The organism is Paraburkholderia dipogonis, assembly GCF_046027395.1.
Taxonomy (GTDB): domain Bacteria; phylum Pseudomonadota; class Gammaproteobacteria; order Burkholderiales; family Burkholderiaceae; genus Paraburkholderia; species Paraburkholderia dipogonis_A.
The window spans coordinates 249,240-266,557 of sequence record NZ_JAQQEG010000001.1; the positions used below are offsets into that span (position 1 = coordinate 249,240).

Genomic DNA, 17,318 nt, shown 5'->3' on the forward strand with positions numbered 1-17,318 from the left:
CAGCTTCGAGGATGGCGGCGGGTTCCAGGTCGCCGCGTTACCACCGCGTACCGGTGGGACGCAGCGGCGCTGCGGCGAACGACGCTTCGTTCGCTTCTTTCAGCGAACGCAGCGTCTCCTCGAGCCGCGCGATGCGCGCGCGCTGTATCGGCATCAACGTCGGCCTGGGCAAATTTTGCAGGCGATTGTGCCAATAGGACAGGGGAATGCGATCGTTGGTGGAGATCATCCCGAATACCCGTTCGAGGTGGGCGATCTCCTTGTCGAGTTCCTGGTAGTTCATCTGATGTTTCCCAAAAGGGTGGTGACTTGCCCGACACCTGTCCGGGAAGCCGCTCGCGAGTCCGATGGTTGGACAGACATGTCCCACGAATGGACATGCGCCACGTGACAAACGACATTCAGCAAGCGATCTTCCGCACCCGCTGGAACGCAATCGCGCTGCGTTTGGCCTCCCTCTATAACCGCGAAACCCACCGCTTTATTCCAAGGGTCCGTTCGGAGTTTTGCAACAGGGACTCGCGCTCCGCAGCACGCCGCCGGACCTTCTTAAGGACAACGGGAATTCACCAGGCGTTCTCGCGAACGGCATGTCCTATGCTGGTTCAACGGCTTTTGTTGTAATCAGCACATCGGCTGATAAAACGCAGAGCGCGCCTAACGCGGCATCATCATGACGGGCTGGGCGTAGGTCACGGCGGGCGCGGGCACGATCGCGTAGTTGGTTGGCGCCGGTACGACGACGGTGGTGTACAGGGGAACGGGCTTCGGCGCTGTCACGGTGGCCGCGACCGGAACGGCCAAGGGAAGGGGAGCCGGCGGGGGCGCCACCACATACACGGGATTGACCGGCACGGAGTAGTAGACCGGGCGCGGCGGCGGTGCGTAGACCACGGCGGCGGGCAGATAGACGACCACACGGGCGAATGCCGTCGACGAACAGGCGAGGCCGATGGCGGTGACAGTTGAGGCGTAGACGAGACGGATAGTCAATTGGTACTCCTGATGCGTTGAGCAATGCGATGCGTCTTCGGCTGAAGAGGCGGGCCGGCCGGCTCGGGTGACGTGAGAGCTCAGCCGTTGCGACGAGGCGCTGATGGCGCCGGCAGACGAAAGATACGCAAAGCGCCGTGAAAACGGCATCGCAAACTCATTTCATTCGATGTCACGCCGCGGCGGTGTTGCGGCGCGCATGTGTATGGAGCGCATGCTGCATTTGCGGTGGCGGCACACGTGGCAGCTCGTGGCGATGCCACGAAAGCCATGACATAAGTCGACATGATTCTGACGTTGCCTTCGGGCGGCGCTTCCTCAAGAATTCGGCCTGTCATCGGAACGGATCGCGGCAAACGGCAGGCGACGTTCGGTGGCTCAATCGAAGGAGTCAGTCATGAAGAAGTTGATCGCTATCGTGTTGCTGTGCTGCGCATCCACCGTCACGTTTGCTCAAACCGCGCCTCAAGGCGGCAACCCGCAGCGCATGGAGCGCATGGTCCAGCAATTGCAATCGCGCTTTGCGAATGCCAATACCACGCACGACGGCAAGCTCACCAAGGAGCAGGCCGCCGCGGGCATGCCGATGGTCGCCAAGCACTTCGACGAGATCGATACGCAGAAGGCGGGCTACATCACCCTGGCGCAGATCGAGGCATTCATGCAGGAACGCGGGGCAGCGCACTGAGCCGCGCGGGCATCGGCGGGACCATGAAGCCGTGGCGCGGCGCAGTGTGCCGCCAGCGCGCGAGCCGTCCTGCCGAACCATCAGCCGTCCTCTGAAACCAATAAAAACGCGCGATGAAACCTGCCACGTCCCGCCATCTGCGCATCGCCGGCGCGTCGATCGTTGTATCGATCAGTGCGGCGCTCAGCGGTTGCGTGAGCGTCGGCCCGGATTTCAAACAACCGGAAGCGACGCTCGAAAACCAGTGGCTCGAAAGTTTGCCCGGTGAGGCGCATGCCACGCCTGCCGCGCAAGCCGCCTGGTGGACCGCGTTCAACGATCCCGTGCTCACCGCGCTGGAGCAGCGCGCGTATGAGCGCAACCTGTCGCTGCAAGTGGCCGGCCTGCACATCTTCAAGGCGCGCGCGCAACTCGCGACCAGCGCGGAGAATCTGCTGCCGCAGTCGGGCAGCGTGTCCGTGGGCGCTGACCACATCAACACGAGCGGCGTCGGTCCGATTCCGCCGACCCATCTGTGGGCCGAACATTTGCGCGTGAACGCCGGCTGGGAGATCGACTTCTGGGGCAAATATCGCCGGCAGATCGAATCGGATCGCGCGCAATTGCGCGTGTCGGAAGCCGCGTATGACAACGCGCTGGTGTCGCTATTCGGCGACGTCGCCAATGCCTATATCGATCTGCGTGCACTCGAACAACGCATCGCCGTCGCGCAGCAGAACCTGAAGGCGGTCCAGCAGAGTCTCGCGCTGACCCAGGCGCGCTACAAACGCGGCGCGTCGAGCCAGCTCGATGTCGAACAGGCCGCCACCCTGGTGGCCGAAACCGAGGCGCAGATTCCACCGCTCATCAAGGCGCGCGCGCAGGACCGCGACACGCTTGCTGTGTTGCTCGCCGATCCGCCCGACGCCGTCGACGCGCAACTCAAAGGCAGCAGCGCGATCCCCGTGCCGCCGACGCAGATCGATGTCGGCATTCCCGCCGATCTGCTGCGGCGCCGGCCCGATGTGCGCCAGGCCGCGCTCAACGCGGCGGCGCAATCGGCGCTGATCGGCGCGGCGAAGGCCAAGCTGTATCCGTCCTTGTCGTTGACGGGCCTGTTCGGGCTGTCGTCGGGCGAACAGCACGGCATTGGGCTGTCCCAATGGGGCAGCAAGACCATCGGTCTCTTTTCCGCCGGCATTACGCTGCCGATCCTCGATCGCGGCCAACTGAAAAACGCCGTGCGGATTCAGGACGCGACTTTTCAGGAGGCCGTGCTCGACTATCAGGGCACGGTGCTGCAAGCACAGAAAGAAGTGGAAGACGCGATTGCCGGACTGCGCACCTCGCTCGACGCGCTGGCCGCGTCTTCGCGTGCGTCGGATGCGTCACAGCGTGCGCTGCGGCTCGCCAATGCGCAGTATCGCTCGGGCTCGGTCACTTACGACACGGTGCTCGACGCCTCTCGTTCCGTGCTGCGCGACGGCGATTCGCTCGCGCAAAACCAGGGGCTTGCGGCGATTGCCGCGGTGGCGCTGTATCGCTCGCTCGGCGGAGGCTGGGAAGTGGCGCAAGGGCAGCAGGTGGTGAGCGAACAGATTGCCGAACAGATGGCGCGGCGCACGGATTGGGGCCGCTTGTTGAACCCGCCTGCGAATTCCGCGTTGGCGCGCGCGAGCGGAGGCGAGCCGGAGAATGGGAAATAAGAACATGGCAGATAAGAGCCCGATAACCAGACGTGTCGGGGTGGGGATTTGCATCGTGCTTGGCATGGCGCTGGCCGCTTGCCGCGACGGCAACGTGCCGGCCACCCAGAATGCGCCCTTGCCGCAAGTCAGCGTGATGCGGCCGCAACCGCGCGAGGTGCGTGAGCAACTCGACTTGAGCGGCACGGTTGCGCCTTCGGCCACCGTCACACTGGTGGCGCGCGTGCAGGGCATGCTGAAGGAAATCGGTTTCAGCGACGGCGCCAACGTCAAGCAGGGGCAGTTGCTGTTCCGCATCGAGCCGGACACATACCGCGCGCAGCTCACCTACGACCAGGCCGAACTCGTCAACGCCGAACAGGAATTGACACGCCAGAAGCAGCTCACGTCCGACAACGCGACCTCTGAGTCGTCGTTGCAGAAAGCGCAGACCACGCGCGACCAGGCGCTCGCCAAACGCGATATGTCGCGCATCAATCTCGGCTATACGGAGATTCGCGCGCCGTTCGCGGGACGCATCGGCGCGCGTTCGTTCGACGTCGGCAATCTGGTGGGCGCGTCCGATTCCACGAAACTCGCCACGCTGGATCGCATCCAGCCGGTGTACGTGAATTTCACGCTGAACGAACGCGACGCGAACCGCATCGGCCTGTTCACGAAGCCACCGCGCACGGTGCGGGTGAACGTGCTCGGCGCGCCGGCCGGCAAGGGCGAGGACGCCGCGCTCGAATTCGTCGATACGCGGGTCGATTCCAACAGTGGCGCGATCAGGCTGCGCGCCGACATCGCCAATCCGGACGCGCATCTGATTCCGGGCATGTCGGTCGAAGTGCATATTCCCGCCGGCGCGCCGCAAAACGTGTTGCTGGTGCCCGATACCGCGTTGTTGCGCGAGCAGGCCGGCGCCTTCTTGCTGGTCGTGAACGGCGCGAATGTGATCGAGAAACGCGCGGTGGTGACCGGCGGGCTGTTCGGCTCGCTGCGTGCGATCACGTCGGGCCTGAACGCCGACGACCGGGTCGTGACGGGCGGCGCGCTGGCGGTCGCGCCGGGCACCAAGGTGCAGGTGGCGTCCGCCGCGACGCAAGGCCAGTCATGATCCGCTTCTTCGTCGAGCGGCCGGTCCTCGCCAATGTGATCGCGCTGATCGTGATGTTGCTCGGCGCCGTGGCGCTGATCAATCTGCCGATCGCGCAATATCCGCCCATCACGCCGCCGACCGTGCAAGTGGTGGCGCGCTTTCCCGGCGCCAGCGCCGCGACGCTGATCGACCGCGTAGCGCTGCCGATCGAAACGCAGGTCAACGGCGTGGAAAACGCACTCTACATGCAGTCGACCAGCACCAACGACGGCACCTATACGCTCACGGTCACCTTCGCCGTCGGCACGGATGTCGACAAGGCGCAGGTGCTGGTGCAAAACCGCGTGTCGGCGGCGACCGCGCAACTGCCGCAGGCGGTGCAGCAGCAGGGCGTGACCGTGCGCAAGCGCTCGACCGCGATCCTGCAGCTCTACACGCTGCAATCGCCGGATCCGAAATACGATTCACTGTTTCTGAGCAACTACGCGGTGATCTATCTGCGCGACACGCTCGCGCGTTTGCCGGGCGTAGGCGACGTGACCGTGTTCGGCACCGGGCAGTACAGCATGCGCGTGTGGCTCGATCCGCAGAAGCTGAGCGAGCGCAATCTGACCGCCGCCGACGTGATGTCGGCGATCCAGAGCCAGAGCAAGGACGTGAGCGCGGGCCAGCTCGGTTCCGAGCCGAACTCGGGTGGCCAGGCGTTCCAGCTCACGGTGACGATGCACGGCGCGCTCTCCGACCCGCACGAATTCGACGACATCATCGTCAAGGCCGATCCGGACAACGGCGGCCATTTCGTGCGGATTCGCGATGTGGGGCACACCGAGCTCGGCTCGTCGAGTTACGGGCAGTTCTTCAATCTCGACGGCAAGCCGGCGGCGGGCATCGCCATTTATCAGTTACCCGAAGCGAATGCGCTGGAAGTCGGCAATGCGGTGAAGGCGACCATGGCGCGTCTCGCGAAAGACATGCCGAAGGGCGTCAGCTACCAGCTGCCGTTCGATACGACCACCTTCGTGCGGCAATCGGTGATCGACGTGTACAAGACGCTGTTCGAAGCGGCCTTGCTCGTGCTCGCGGTGATCCTGCTGTTTTTGCAGAACTGGCGCGCGATGCTGGTGCCGGCCACGACGATTCCGGTGACCATCATCGGCACGTTCGGCGCGATCTATATGCTCGGCTTCTCGATCAACCTGCTGACCTTGTTCGCGATCGTGCTGGCCATCGGCATCGTGGTGGACGATGCGATCGTGGTGGTCGAAGGCATCACGCAGCATATCGAGCAGGGCAAGACGCCGAAGCAGGCCGCCATCGACGCGATGCATGAATTGCTCGGGCCGATCGTCGGCATCACGCTTGTGTTGATCTCCGTGTTTCTGCCGTCGGCGTTTCTCGGTGGCGTGACCGGGCAGATGTATCGTCAATTTGCCTTGGTGGTTGTCGCAACGACAGTGATCAGCGCGATCAACGCGGTCACGCTGAAGCCGGTGCAAAGCGTGCGCTGGCTGCGGCACGCGCGGCCGGCCACGCCGAATATCGTGTATCGCGTGTTCGACAAGGGTTACGCTCGCGTCGAAAAGGGCTACGTGCGGGTGGTTTCGTGGTTCGTCGCGCGTTGCGGGCTCGCGCTCACACTCGCGCTGGTACTCGGCGCGGGCTCCGCTTTCCTGCTGACGCGCATCCCCACCAGCTTCATTCCGCTCGAAGACCAAGGCTATGTGCTGATCGCCGCGCAACTCGCCGACGCCGCTTCGCTTGGCCGCACGCGCGAGGCGAGCACGCAGATCGAGAAACGTATCGGCGCGATTCCGGGCGTGAGCCACGTGGTGTCGATCGGCGGCATCTCGCCTTTGGATAACAATGCCTCGCTGCCGAATTCCGCACTGATCTACGTGACGCTCGACGACTGGAGCAAGCGCGGCAAAGGCGAAGACCTGCGCTCGCTCTATCTGCGCATGAATAGCGAGCTGGCGAAGCTGCCCGATATCCGCTCCGTGGTGATCGTGCCGCCGCCGATCCAGGGCCTCGGCAACAGCGGCGGCGTGCAGATGCAGGTCATGCTGACCGACGGCTCGCAGAACTATCAGCGTCTGCAGGACGCCACCGATGCCTTGATCGCGAGCGTGTCGAAGCGGCCCGAATTGCAGCGCGTGTTCAGCCCGTTCCGCGCGTCGGTGCCGACCGTCGAACTTACGCTCGATCGCGCCAAGGCGGAGTCGTTGCAAGTGCCGGTCGGCAATGTGTTCGATCTGCTGCAGGACTACGTCGGGTCGAGCTACGTGAACCAGTTCACGACCTTCAACCATACGTTCCCGGTGTTCGTTCAGGCCGACGGCGCATTCCGCCGTGAAACCGACGACATTCGCCGCCTGCAGATTCGCAGCAATAGCGGCCATATGGTCGAGTTGGGCACGTTCATCGATGCGCATGCGAGTGTCGGCCCGGCAGTGGCGACGCTGTACAACCTCGCGCCGGCCGCGGCCATCAACGGCAATCCGGCGGCGGGCTACAGCACGGGCGACGCGATCGCCGCGTTCGAGCAGGAAGCCGCGCGCATTCTGCCGGCGGGCATCGGCTACGAGTGGACCGCGATGTCGTATCAGGAGAAACTGGTCGGCAATTCCGCGTACTGGGTGTTTGCCGTGGGCGTGTTGCTGGTGTTCTGCGTGCTGGCCGCGCAATACGAAAGCTGGCTGTTGCCCGTTGCCGTGGTGCTGGCGGTGCCATTGGCGTTGCTCGGCACGGCCGGCACGCTCGCCGCGCTCGGTGCCGCCAACAATCTGTACACGCAGATCGGTCTCGTGCTGCTGATCGCGCTGTCGGCGAAGAACGCGATCCTGATCGTGGAATTCGCGCGGCACCTGCGCGCGCGGGGCGTCAGCATCGCCAAGGCTGCGATCGAAGCCGCGCGCCTGCGGTTCCGGCCGATCATGATGACCTCGTTCGCGTTTATTCTCGGCGTGGTGCCGCTCGTGATCGCCACCGGCGCGAGCGCGAGCGCGCGCCGTTCGCTCGGGATTGCGGTATTTTCGGGGATGCTCGCTTCCACCTGTATCGCCGTGCTGTTCATTCCGTCGTTCTACGTGCTGTTGCAGCGCCTGGCCGAGCGGCACGCGGCGCGGCAAAAGTCGCCCGACGCCTAGCCTGAATCGAGGAGCCTTCGCATGGATCGCCCCGCCAAAATCATCGTGCTCGACGACGAAGTCGAATTGCGCAACATGCTGCAGCGCTTTCTGCGCGGCCACGGCTTCGACGTGCGAGTCGCCGAGGACGGCAAGCGTCTCGACCGCTATCTGGAGCGCGAGCCGTTCGATCTGCTCGTGCTCGATCTGATGATCGGCGAAGAGGACGGCCTCGCCATCTGCGCCCGTTTGCGTGAGCAGGGCCAGACCTTGCCGATCCTGATGCTGACCGCGAAGGGCGATCCGCTCGACCGGGTGGTCGGCCTCGAAACCGGCGCCGACGACTATCTCGCCAAACCGTTCCTGCCGCGCGAGCTGGTGGCGCGTATCAATGCGCTGCTGCGCCGCCAGAAGATCGCCTCGGGCGAGGTCACCGTGACCTCGCAAAGCGTGCGCTTCGGCGATTTCTCGCTCGACGTCGCCAAACAACAGCTGTCGCGCGCGGACGAGTTGCTGGACATTCACTCGGCGCAGATGCTGCTGCTGGTCGCGCTGGCGTCGTCGCCGAACCGGCCGGTGAGCCGCGACAATCTGCTGGCGCGCGCGCGGGGCCGCGAGCACGATGCGCTCGATCGCAGCATCGACGTGCAGGTGCTGCGGCTCAGGCAGATCGTCGAGGACGATCCGTCCAAGCCGCGCTTCATCAAGACCGTGTGGGGTGTCGGCTACATGCTGGTCGCGGACGTCGACTCATGACGCGCTCGCTGCTGCAAAGGGCGCTGCCCAGAACCCTGCTGGCGCGCAATATCGCGCTGCTGATTGCGCTCGTGATGCTGAGCCAGGTGTGCTCGCTCGCCGTGTTGCTGCATTATGTGCAGCGGCCGCGCGTCGAGCGCGCGGCGGCGGTGTTCGCCACTTATGTGACCACGCTCGACAACCTGCTCGCCGCCACGCCGCCCAACGCGCGTCAAGGATTGACGGCGCGTCTCGACGCTCGCGCGCAGGCGCCGGACGAAGCGGCCGCCGCGCCGCCGCCGAATCTCATACGCGCGTATCGCACCTATCAGCGCAACGTCTTTCTCGAGAGCTTGCGCGCGCATCTGCCCGCTGACATGCCGACGCGTTGGCAATTGGTGGGCGGCCAGCGCCTGTGGATCCGCATGCACGCGCCGGCCGACGCCCCGCAAGCGCCGTACTGGATCGCGCTGCCGATTCCCGAAGACGCGCAGGGTAACGGACTCGACGCCGCGATCGTGCTGTCGCTCGGACTCGGCGCGCTGGCGGCGTTGACCGGTTACGTGATCCAGCGCCACCTGAACCAGCCGCTCCAGCAACTGACGCGGGCGGCGCGCCGCGTGAGCGCCGGCGAAACGCCTGCGCCATTGCCGACCGACGGCCCCACCGAAATCGCCGCGGTGAGCGGCGCCTTCAATCAGATGACGCAGGCGTTGCAGCAGGCCGAGGCGACGCGCGCGCTGATGCTCGCCGGCATCTCGCACGACATCCGCACGCCGCTCACCAAGCTGCGCCTTTCGATGGCCATGGCCATGCCCAACGGCAGCGACAGCAGCTTCGTGGTCGCCGCCGAATCGTATCTGGACCAGATCGAAACGATCTTGCAGCAGTTCATGGATTACGCGGGCAGCGGTGAGCGCGAACAGCCCGAGCCCGGCGATCTGAATGCGTTGATCGAACGGCTGGCGGGCGATTTCGCGGGGCTGGGGCACGAGTTCGAGCTGTCGCTCGCGAATTTGCCCGCTGTGCCGTACCGGCCGATCAGCATGATGCGGCTGCTGATGAACCTGATGCAGAACGCGATCGTGTACGGCGGGACCGGACTGGCGGTGCGAAGCTGGGCGACGGGCGAGGCGGTGTATGTCGCGGTCGGCGATCGCGGCAAAGGTCTTTCAGCGCAAGAGTTGGAGCAACTGAAAGCACCGTTTCAGCGCGGCCGCAATGCGCGTTCGCATAGCGGCGGCACCGGTTTGGGACTGGCGATCGTCGAGCGAATCGCGCGACTGCATGCCGGCAGTCTGGAGTTTCATGCGCGCGAGGGTGGCGGGCTGGAGGTGTGTGTGGTGTTGCCCCTTAGCGCCTCGACGCGTTAGACGTGGATGATGCTGCGAGGCGTCGTCCCGCTATTGCGCGTTCTTCGTTCACTTCCGGTCGAACCACGCATCCAGCCCGACCCGGAACGCCACGCCCGCGATCACCGGAACGGTCAGCATGAGGATGATGCCGAAATTCGGAATCTCGTCGCCGTACGTAATCGGACCGTAAAGCACGACGGTCGCCACGACCGCGAAGACCACGATGCCGACGGCCACCATCAGAAGATTGCGCGCGGCGATGGGCATGACCTTGCGCGGGGCCTTGTCCGGCGTGGTGCTGGCAGTGGGGACTTTGTCGGGTTGGACGGGCATGATGGTTCTCGTGACGAAAGGACAAGCAGCGTGAGGAGCACCGGTGAACCGAACTCCACGAAAGGGGCGCTCGATGGGCATCATACCAGGGCGCATGCGTGCCGCGCATTTCACGCCGCGCCGACCACCAATCCCGCGGCCACGATCGCCAGCACGAGTGCGGCAATCGCGCTGAACCGGTAATCCCGTTGATGCAGGAACACGCCTAACATCAATATAAGCCGCATTACCGGCAGCAGGATAAAAAGCGCGATGCCGGCGGTCACGACAGACATCCCGACCGACGTCGATTGACCAGCGCTCTGGGTCCGCGCGGCGGCCAGGGCGATGGCGAGACCGAGCGCGATCGTGCACGTCGCGACCCACGTGCCGTAATGCAGCAGCGCCGCCAGCCAGTGCTCGAGCCGCGCGCCGGCGCGCGCGAAACGGCTCATGCCGACGCTCCGAACAGTTGCACGTTGAATGCTTCGAGCAGCATCTGCACGGCAAGTACCGCGAGCACCGTGACGAACAGCACGCGCAGTCTGTCGTTGGAGGCGCGCATGAGCAGCCGCGCGCCGAGCAGCGCGCCGGCCACCGAGCCCAAGGCCACCGGACCGGCGATTGCAGTGACGATCTCGCCCTTCAGGAAGTACGCGCCGGCGCTCGCCGCCGCCGTCACGCCGATCATGAAGTTCGAGGTCGCCGACGAGACCTTGATCGGCAGCCGCAGGGCGGTATCCATCGCGGGAATCTTGAGGACGCCGCTGCCGATGCCGAGCAGCGCCGAAATCAGACCCGCGCCGACCATCAGCGACAAGCCCAGCGGCACGCGCTGCACACGGTACGCGACGTCGCGTCCGAGCGCGCGGTCCGGATAGCTCGAATCCAGCCGCAACGAGGTGCCCCATGAGTCGGCGACGGGCATGTCGGCGGCCGCGGCGGCGGTCGCCGGATCGGTGCGCCGCGCGAGCATTTGCTGCGCCGACAACAGCAGGATTACGGCGAAGATGAAGTACAGCACAGGCACGGGAATCAGCCCGCTCAGCAGCACGCCGGACAACGCGCCGAGCGTGGTCGCCGTTTCCAGCACGAGCGCGAGCCGGACGTTGGTCAGGCGTCCGCGCAGGAAGGGCGCCGCGCCGCCGCACGAACAGGCGATCACCGACACGATGCTGGCGCCGATCGCGACGTGGATATCGACGTGGCCGAACATGGTCAGGACCGGCACGATGAAAATGCCGCTCGCCATGCCGAGCATGCCGCCCAGCGCGCTCGCGCCGAGCGACACCGCGAACAGCCATAACGTGTAGTGCAGATCCATCGCCGCCGCGCCCGTCATTGGCCGCGCGGCCTGCGCCGCGCGAGGCGGGTCACGAACTGGATCTGGTCGCCGCGGTAGTAGAGCTTTTCGTAGTCGACGGGACGGTTGCCGTCGCCATACGAGGTGCGCTCGATCAGGAAGATCGGACTGCCGGGCGCGATGTCGAGCGCCCGCGCCACGGCTTTGTCGGCGGCGATTGCTTCGAGGCGGTACTCCGCCTCGATCAGCGGCATGCCGTACTTCTGCTCGAGCAGCGTAAAGATCGGCTCGGCCTCCAGATCGTCTTCCATGATCTTTTCGCCGATGTCTTGCGGCAGCCAGGTTTCGTCGAACGAGAGCGGCGTGCCGTCGGCGATGCGCACGCGCCGGATGTGCACGACCGGCGTGCCGGGCTCGAGCGACAGCTTGCCGGCCACCGCTTCGCTGGCCTTTTCGATCTGCTTGCCGACCAGCCGGGCGGTCGGATGACGGCCGTGCGCGCGCATATCTTCGACGAAGCCGCTCAGTTCGGTGAGCGGCTGGGTCAGACGCGGTTGCGAGACGAAGGTGCCTTTGCCACGGCGGATTTCGATCAGGCCGCGCGCGATCAGGTTCTGCACCGTCTTCTGCAGGGTGGTGCGGCTGATGTTGAAGCTGGCGAGCAGGCTGGCTTCGTTGGGTAGCTGGGTGCCCGGCGGATAGGTGCCGTCGGCGATGCGCGCGGCGAGGGTGGCTTCGACTTGGGCGTAGAGCGGGAGCTGGTTGCTGCGGTCGGTGGTCATGTGAGACATCATGACGTCATGATGTCTTGGTGTCAAGGTTCGGGGTAGGGGGCGGCGTTAGTGCCTGGCGGTGATCGTCATGAGACCAAGGCTGAAGGGATTTGACCGGTCTCTGAAAACATAACGCCCCGGCGTCTCCTTTATCGGAGGCCCGGGGCGATTTTCATTGGCTCAGGCTATTCTGCGATGCGTTTGAAGCTGGCGTAGTAGTTGTCGGTGTAGTAGCAGTCGCCGGTCTGCTTGCGCAGTCCACCACATACGATGCGGCGCTGCCCGCGATCCGCCGAGCCAGGCGTGCGAACTGTGTATGCGTGGTAGTAGCCGCGCGGATGCTGCGGCAGCAACCCCGCGCTGTTGCGGAACAGGACGCCGTCCTCGCCAAAAGGGAAGGGACCGCCCGCTTTGATCAGACGCAGTGTTTCGGCTGCTTCCCCCGGCAACTGCGCCTTGGTGACGGCGACCGGCCCCGATGCGGCGGATGCTTCGCTCGCGGTCGGCCCAAGACTCGCCGCCTGACTCGCGGATGCGCCCTGTTCCTGAGTAGTATTCTGCGATCCGCCCTTGCCGCATCCTCCGAGGATCGCGTTCAAGACGAGGATGCAGGAGAAAGCCCACGCTCGCTTCACGAAACGGTTGCCTCCTGGTTGACCAGCATTCGACGACCATGAACGATTTAAGGCTATCGCTAATGGCAGAGTGAATCAATGTTTGGCCGGAAATAGGAATTTTTTACTCGACAATCAAGCTGATCCACGGTTCTCGGCGTTCGAGAAGTATGCAAATCAAGCAGATTGCGGCGAGGCTCGTTTTATCGTCGAGTTGCTTCGAGAAACTTTTGCGATGAAGGCTCGAAAGATCCGTTGGCCTTGGGCGTGTCTGGAGCGGCAGCTGGCCTTGAGCGGCTGGTCATCACATTACCAATCCGGTGTCGCATTCCGAAGTGCAGCGGTCATTTACTGGTCGAATTTGCCGATGGTTCATCGGCCATTCCGACCTTTTGCGCATCCGTCTGGATGCGTTAGCTGTCGCTCAACTTCCGACCATCGAAACCCGGGAAAACTGCGAAGGCTGACATCGCCAAAAGCGGATAGACGCGTTCGACACGATGGAGCGGCCCACAGGCACGACCGCCGGAACTCTCATAGCTTCGCGGCTACTCCATCATGCGACGATCCGGCATCAACATGGGACACGCGGTCGACGTCCTTTATGCGCTTGCTTCCTTTGCGATCACACGTTTTCTCAGGCCGGCGAGTTAAATCTGTGTCACCTCTTGAATGGACTGTGCCAAACAAGAAGGTCGCACGTGTCGAAAGACGCCACTTCCGGGCAGACACGCGGGCGTGGAATGTGCGGCTCCGAACAGACACTGCGCGACGTTTTCGGTCAGGCTTTGACGATGCCACGGCATACCGGCATTCCTATTTGCCTCACCGGAATGAGCGTCGCCGGTCATCCTTAAATACACTATCCCGACCACGATAACGCAGGGAGGAGACATCAATGTCAACCGAACCCAAACAAACGAAAGACCGAGTTCTGGATCTGGTAAAGGAAGCGTTGAGTGAGGCTGGCGTTGACGGGGACATAAAATCGATTCGCATTGACACGACGGGGCGCGCTCATACATGTCCGGATGGCACCGAAGCGGTATGGGAAGAAACCGTCCACCCAGACGGCACCATCGTTTACCAGTATGTGTGTAGATGATCGCGTGGCTATGGCATATCGAATGGCGCCTGATAGCCATATGGATAATCGCCGCTGCTGTTGCTTATACATTCGCTCAGAAGCTTGCGCGAATAATATTTGGTCCGTACGACAAGTTTCAAAACGGAATTTCTATTGGATTGGCGAAAGCTTTCGATAACAGATCCCTGCAATTGAGAATCGAGCGACTGAGTCATGGTTTAGAAGAACTCAAGACGATTAATCAGAAGCTAGTTGAAAATGTTGCACCATTACAGGCAAAGCACTCCACAGAAACAACCTGGGAGGCGAGGCTTGACGTCGACGGTCCATCCAACGAAAGCAAGAATTCCAGGCCGGCGGACCGCCAAGGCGCAAACTCGGAACCGGAACGGACAAAACGTTCTCACAGCGAGTCCGAGCCTGAACAACTAAAATCCACGATCGGACTCGCTGCGAGCGACATTTTGAGGGATCAACTCAACCTTGCGTCGCAGATCATGAATCTCGAAATGCTATATGAACGGTCTTTGACGGACAGGTTGATTGACGGACGTGCGAGGCTTCAGGCGGTGTTGGGTTTTCAGATATCCGTCACGCCGTCGGATGGTCAGAGGAACTGCGTTGGCGTGGTAGAAATCGCCGTTCGTTTAGTTGGCTCAAATGAGTCAATATCTGTCGTGGCGTTAATACCTAACGAAAAATCTTATAATGCGCAATCAGTGGACGCGATTTCAAGAACGCTCGGTGGCTCCGGAACTCGGCGTTTCTTCAAATTCGGGCTCGAAAACAAGAGCGTATCGAGAAAATTGGTAATTCAGCGAGACTCCGACATAATTGCGTTTGAACGGGACTATCGCAGTAATCCAAAAATTTTCGGAGCAGCTTCGCCGGAAACTGTTTTTGGTTGGGAATTTCGGCCCGTACTTGGTCAAAGGGCCGTCTCATCCGGAATGCGCCAAATGCTTGCTGTCGTCGCGGTGCCTGTGGAAGACCAGAGCAGTCCGGAAACTATCGTTCTTGAAGTTAAAACTCGCTGCTATTGGCGTCGCTATAGCTGGAGGCATGGAACCAGCAGTCCCAGGTGGCGACTCATCCCGAATGCAGTCGACGGCTCGTACATGCGCGAATCGGATGTTCAAAAGTTAGAGATTCCAAATACGGTCAGCGTTGAAGAAGCGCTGCTGCCGCGAATAATTAAGATTCGATGGGTTAACTTTGGAAAAAATTATGTCACGTAATAGTAAAAGGCGCCAATTTTTTCTCTGGAACCAAGGTACTTATCTCCAGCAAAGTCTATAGCGAAGGTGATAAGACGCTCACTTTAAAGTCAGATCAGGACTTTGAATTCAATACCACGATTGACGGGCTGCTATCAGGAGACGCCGTTCTCAGTGGACGGTTCGGGCCATCTATGAAACTCGAGGTTCCTGCTAGTCAGCGCGCTATCGCTCTCTCGATAGTTCAGGCGACCATTCATCCGAGGAGAAATCTGAACAAACAGAGAATTAGTCTGGTAGTTCAGGGAATCTACGCCAACACTAGCGTCGAATTCACCGTCGAAAAACTAACCCAGATGCCAGACCTGATTCTATGTGTCGGAGACCACGTAGCGGCCCCTCCCTATGACTATGACAATTTCACTGAGTCCATAAAGAATAACTCGCAACAACAAAAGCATCCAAAACCATCAAATTGCGTTCGAATTGGGGCGTGGATTCCGGTCGAAGCGCTTACCAAAAACCCGTCGGTCACCGTACGCATCCCATTCTGCGGCGCTGATTGCCAAGCGACAAAACCGCTGAGCTTTCTCGACCCGACGATTATGCGAATAGGGGGCGACAGCCAAAAAACAACCTTTCGAATAGCCATTGCAGTGCCGTTGCAAGCACACCTGACCGTTGAATTAGATCAGGCTTACGTAGAAGGCAAGTCTTCAGCATTGACCAAGCGAGGAAAGACTGAGTATCGATTCGAGATATCGACAGCTATTGTCGATAACTTCGAATACATACTCGTGCGATTCGGCGAGGCGGAGACCTATACGCTACGCATTCCAAGCGTTGGAGAGGGACATGTAAGGCCATCTGTCGACACGCAGTCAAAACCTCCCCGAATCGTTGCGCGTAGTGCAGTCTGCGCAACCTGGACAGGGACCGGATTGGATGAGGTGGTCAGCGTGCGCTTTACTAATGCAGTCGATCAAGCGACAGGAAGTACCCAGACGCTGACCGCCTTCTCTGAGCTCGAATTTTGCCCGTATGACGAAGGCAAGGCCATCGAAGTCTACTTTGGCGACCACAGCGCCATTTTCCCCGGGAAAGCGAGCGTAGAGTTCGAGATGGCGGATGGGCACAACGTTCGTGTGCCGATTTACGTTGCGTCAGATGCCTGAACTCGATGTAAAGATATGAACACCGACTCGACGGCGAAGGAGAAAGTTAAAAGCGGAAAAAGTTGGCTTCTTGTCGCTCAAACGCGAACGTCCGCAAAGCACGAGGTCCAGTCAACGTCGCCCGGCCATTGACGCCGACTGTTTGAGCGAAGCGGCCATTCTAATGTCCCGGTGACGCATATGGCCAACGACCGCCTATGGCCGGTTGCCGCCTTCACCAACCAAACCTCGTCACAGCAGGTTCTCAATCACCCCCAAAACGCCCATCAGCGTCCGCGCATTCCGCTGCCCCTGATCCTCGAAACAATTATTGAAAATGACATGCGTGCGCCCCGCCCGTCGCGCTATCGCCTGGATCGGGACGGCCAGTTCCGTCAGTTCCGCCTCGTTGTAGTCATAGTCGAAGCGATCCGCGGCGCTCGCCGCGCCTGTCGCGCTCCACGTCTGCGTATTGCGTCCATGCAGACGCACCATCGCCAACTCAGGATTCGTCGCCTCCCACACGGTATGTACGCGATTGCTCACGTCCGGCGGCGCGTCTACGATCACATGCACGATGCCGCGCTCGCGCAGAAATTCGAGCGACCACGCTGCATGCTCGTCATCGAACCACGACTGATTGCGAAACTCAGCCGCCATCATGTACCCCGCCATCCGCGCCCGGCATTCCTCGACCAGGGCGAGGCCGTCCGGCGCGCGCGTGATCCACGGCGCGAACTGGAACAGCACGGCGCCGAGTCGCCCGCTCACGCGCAGCGGTTCGAGCGCTTCCAGATAGCGCCGCCACAGTTCATCGCGGATATCGTCCGGCATGTCGCGGTAGTACACGTTCTTCTTGCGCGGGCCGGTGATGCCTTCCGGCAGCGCCATCGCAATGTCTCGCGGCAGCGCGTCGGGCGAAGTCTGATGCCCGGTGAAGAGACGAAACGCCTTGAAGTTGAACGTGAAGCCTTCAGGCGTGCGCTCGAACCACAACTGCGCATTGCTCGCCGAAGGCATCGCGTAGTAAGCCGAATCGACTTCGACCAGCGGGAACTGCGATGCATAAAAACGCAGACGTGCTTCAGCGCTGCTGCTGCCGCGTGGATAAAAGCGCTTGCAGGCAATCAGCGTTTTGTCGGTCCAGCCTGCGGTGCCGCAGCGAATGTCCATCGGCGAAGTCGGTTGAATGCGTG

At 62.1% G+C, this 17,318-nt stretch carries 17 protein-coding genes; 9 read left to right on the forward strand and 8 right to left on the reverse strand.

The window, feature by feature from the left end; all coding sequences use genetic code 11:
• Positions 1-37: 37 nt before the first annotated feature.
• Both PQR32_RS01115 and PQR32_RS01120 read right to left on the reverse strand, forming a co-directional pair.
• Positions 38-283: a hypothetical protein gene (locus PQR32_RS01115; RefSeq protein WP_408221741.1), complete on the reverse strand. Its 246-nt coding sequence runs from the start codon at positions 281-283 to the stop codon at positions 38-40.
• Positions 284-657: 374 nt separating this feature from the next.
• The gene (locus PQR32_RS01120; protein WP_408221742.1) at positions 658-993 is read right to left on the reverse strand and encodes a hypothetical protein; all 336 of its coding nucleotides are present in this window, start codon (positions 991-993) and stop codon (positions 658-660) included.
• Between the two features lie 397 nt (positions 994-1,390).
• On the opposite strand from PQR32_RS01120, the gene PQR32_RS01125 reads away from it, so the two are divergent.
• The 6 genes from PQR32_RS01125 to PQR32_RS01150 all read left to right on the forward strand — a co-directional run bounded on the left by PQR32_RS01125 (position 1,391) and on the right by PQR32_RS01150 (position 9,680).
• The gene (locus PQR32_RS01125; RefSeq protein WP_408221743.1) at positions 1,391-1,681 is read left to right on the forward strand and encodes an EF-hand domain-containing protein; all 291 of its coding nucleotides are present in this window, start codon (positions 1,391-1,393) and stop codon (positions 1,679-1,681) included.
• A gap of 113 nt (positions 1,682-1,794) precedes the next feature.
• Entirely contained in the window at positions 1,795-3,366 is a 1,572-nt protein-coding gene (locus PQR32_RS01130; protein ID WP_408221744.1) for an efflux transporter outer membrane subunit, read from the forward strand.
• Positions 3,367-3,370: 4 nt separating this feature from the next.
• Positions 3,371-4,465 carry an efflux RND transporter periplasmic adaptor subunit gene (locus tag PQR32_RS01135; RefSeq protein WP_408221745.1) on the forward strand — a complete coding sequence of 365 codons (1,095 nt, stop codon included), beginning with the start codon at positions 3,371-3,373 and terminating at the stop codon, positions 4,463-4,465.
• Positions 4,462-7,593 carry an efflux RND transporter permease subunit gene (locus PQR32_RS01140; RefSeq protein WP_408221746.1) on the forward strand — a complete coding sequence of 1,044 codons (3,132 nt, stop codon included), beginning with the start codon at positions 4,462-4,464 and terminating at the stop codon, positions 7,591-7,593. Before PQR32_RS01135 ends, PQR32_RS01140 begins: the two co-directional genes overlap by 4 nt.
• Positions 7,594-7,614: 21 nt before the next feature.
• Positions 7,615-8,328 (forward strand): response regulator, encoded by a 714-nt coding sequence (locus tag PQR32_RS01145; RefSeq protein WP_408221747.1) that lies wholly within the window; start codon positions 7,615-7,617, stop codon positions 8,326-8,328.
• Entirely contained in the window at positions 8,325-9,680 is a 1,356-nt protein-coding gene (locus tag PQR32_RS01150) for an ATP-binding protein (protein ID WP_408221748.1), read from the forward strand. The genes PQR32_RS01145 and PQR32_RS01150 overlap by 4 nt, the downstream gene beginning before the upstream one ends.
• A gap of 48 nt (positions 9,681-9,728) precedes the next feature.
• Here the strand turns inward: PQR32_RS01150 and PQR32_RS01155 are convergent, their stop codons facing one another.
• The 5 genes from PQR32_RS01155 to PQR32_RS01175 form a co-directional block, all read right to left on the reverse strand.
• A complete protein-coding gene (locus PQR32_RS01155; protein WP_408221749.1) occupies positions 9,729-9,995 on the reverse strand; it encodes a hypothetical protein in 267 nt (88 codons plus the stop codon).
• 110 nt (positions 9,996-10,105) lie between these two features.
• Positions 10,106-10,429 carry a DUF1634 domain-containing protein gene (locus PQR32_RS01160; RefSeq protein ID WP_408221750.1) on the reverse strand — a complete coding sequence of 108 codons (324 nt, stop codon included), beginning with the start codon at positions 10,427-10,429 and terminating at the stop codon, positions 10,106-10,108.
• Positions 10,426-11,316, reverse strand: a complete 891-nt coding sequence (locus PQR32_RS01165; protein WP_408221751.1) for a sulfite exporter TauE/SafE family protein — start codon at positions 11,314-11,316, stop codon at positions 10,426-10,428. The genes PQR32_RS01160 and PQR32_RS01165 overlap by 4 nt, the downstream gene beginning before the upstream one ends.
• Positions 11,313-12,059 carry a GntR family transcriptional regulator gene (locus PQR32_RS01170; protein WP_408221752.1) on the reverse strand — a complete coding sequence of 249 codons (747 nt, stop codon included), beginning with the start codon at positions 12,057-12,059 and terminating at the stop codon, positions 11,313-11,315. Before PQR32_RS01170 ends, PQR32_RS01165 begins: the two co-directional genes overlap by 4 nt.
• A 176-nt stretch (positions 12,060-12,235) precedes the next feature.
• The gene (locus PQR32_RS01175) at positions 12,236-12,685 is read right to left on the reverse strand and encodes a ribonuclease (protein WP_408221753.1); all 450 of its coding nucleotides are present in this window, start codon (positions 12,683-12,685) and stop codon (positions 12,236-12,238) included.
• Between the two features lie 877 nt (positions 12,686-13,562).
• Here PQR32_RS01175 and PQR32_RS01180 point away from each other — a divergent pair.
• The 3 genes from PQR32_RS01180 to PQR32_RS01190 all read left to right on the forward strand — a co-directional run bounded on the left by PQR32_RS01180 (position 13,563) and on the right by PQR32_RS01190 (position 16,143).
• Entirely contained in the window at positions 13,563-13,769 is a 207-nt protein-coding gene (locus PQR32_RS01180) for a hypothetical protein (RefSeq protein ID WP_408221754.1), read from the forward strand.
• Positions 13,766-14,989, forward strand: coding sequence for a hypothetical protein (locus PQR32_RS01185; RefSeq protein WP_408221755.1), 1,224 nt, complete (start codon positions 13,766-13,768; stop codon positions 14,987-14,989). The genes PQR32_RS01180 and PQR32_RS01185 overlap by 4 nt, the downstream gene beginning before the upstream one ends.
• A gap of 173 nt (positions 14,990-15,162) precedes the next feature.
• Complete coding sequence (locus PQR32_RS01190; protein WP_408221756.1) at positions 15,163-16,143, forward strand: hypothetical protein; 981 nt, start codon at positions 15,163-15,165, stop codon at positions 16,141-16,143.
• Between the two features lie 231 nt (positions 16,144-16,374).
• Here PQR32_RS01190 and PQR32_RS01195 read toward each other — a convergent pair whose 3' ends face one another.
• Positions 16,375-17,295, reverse strand: a complete 921-nt coding sequence (locus PQR32_RS01195) for a DUF72 domain-containing protein (RefSeq protein ID WP_408221757.1) — start codon at positions 17,293-17,295, stop codon at positions 16,375-16,377.
• Positions 17,296-17,318 lie beyond the last annotated feature (23 nt).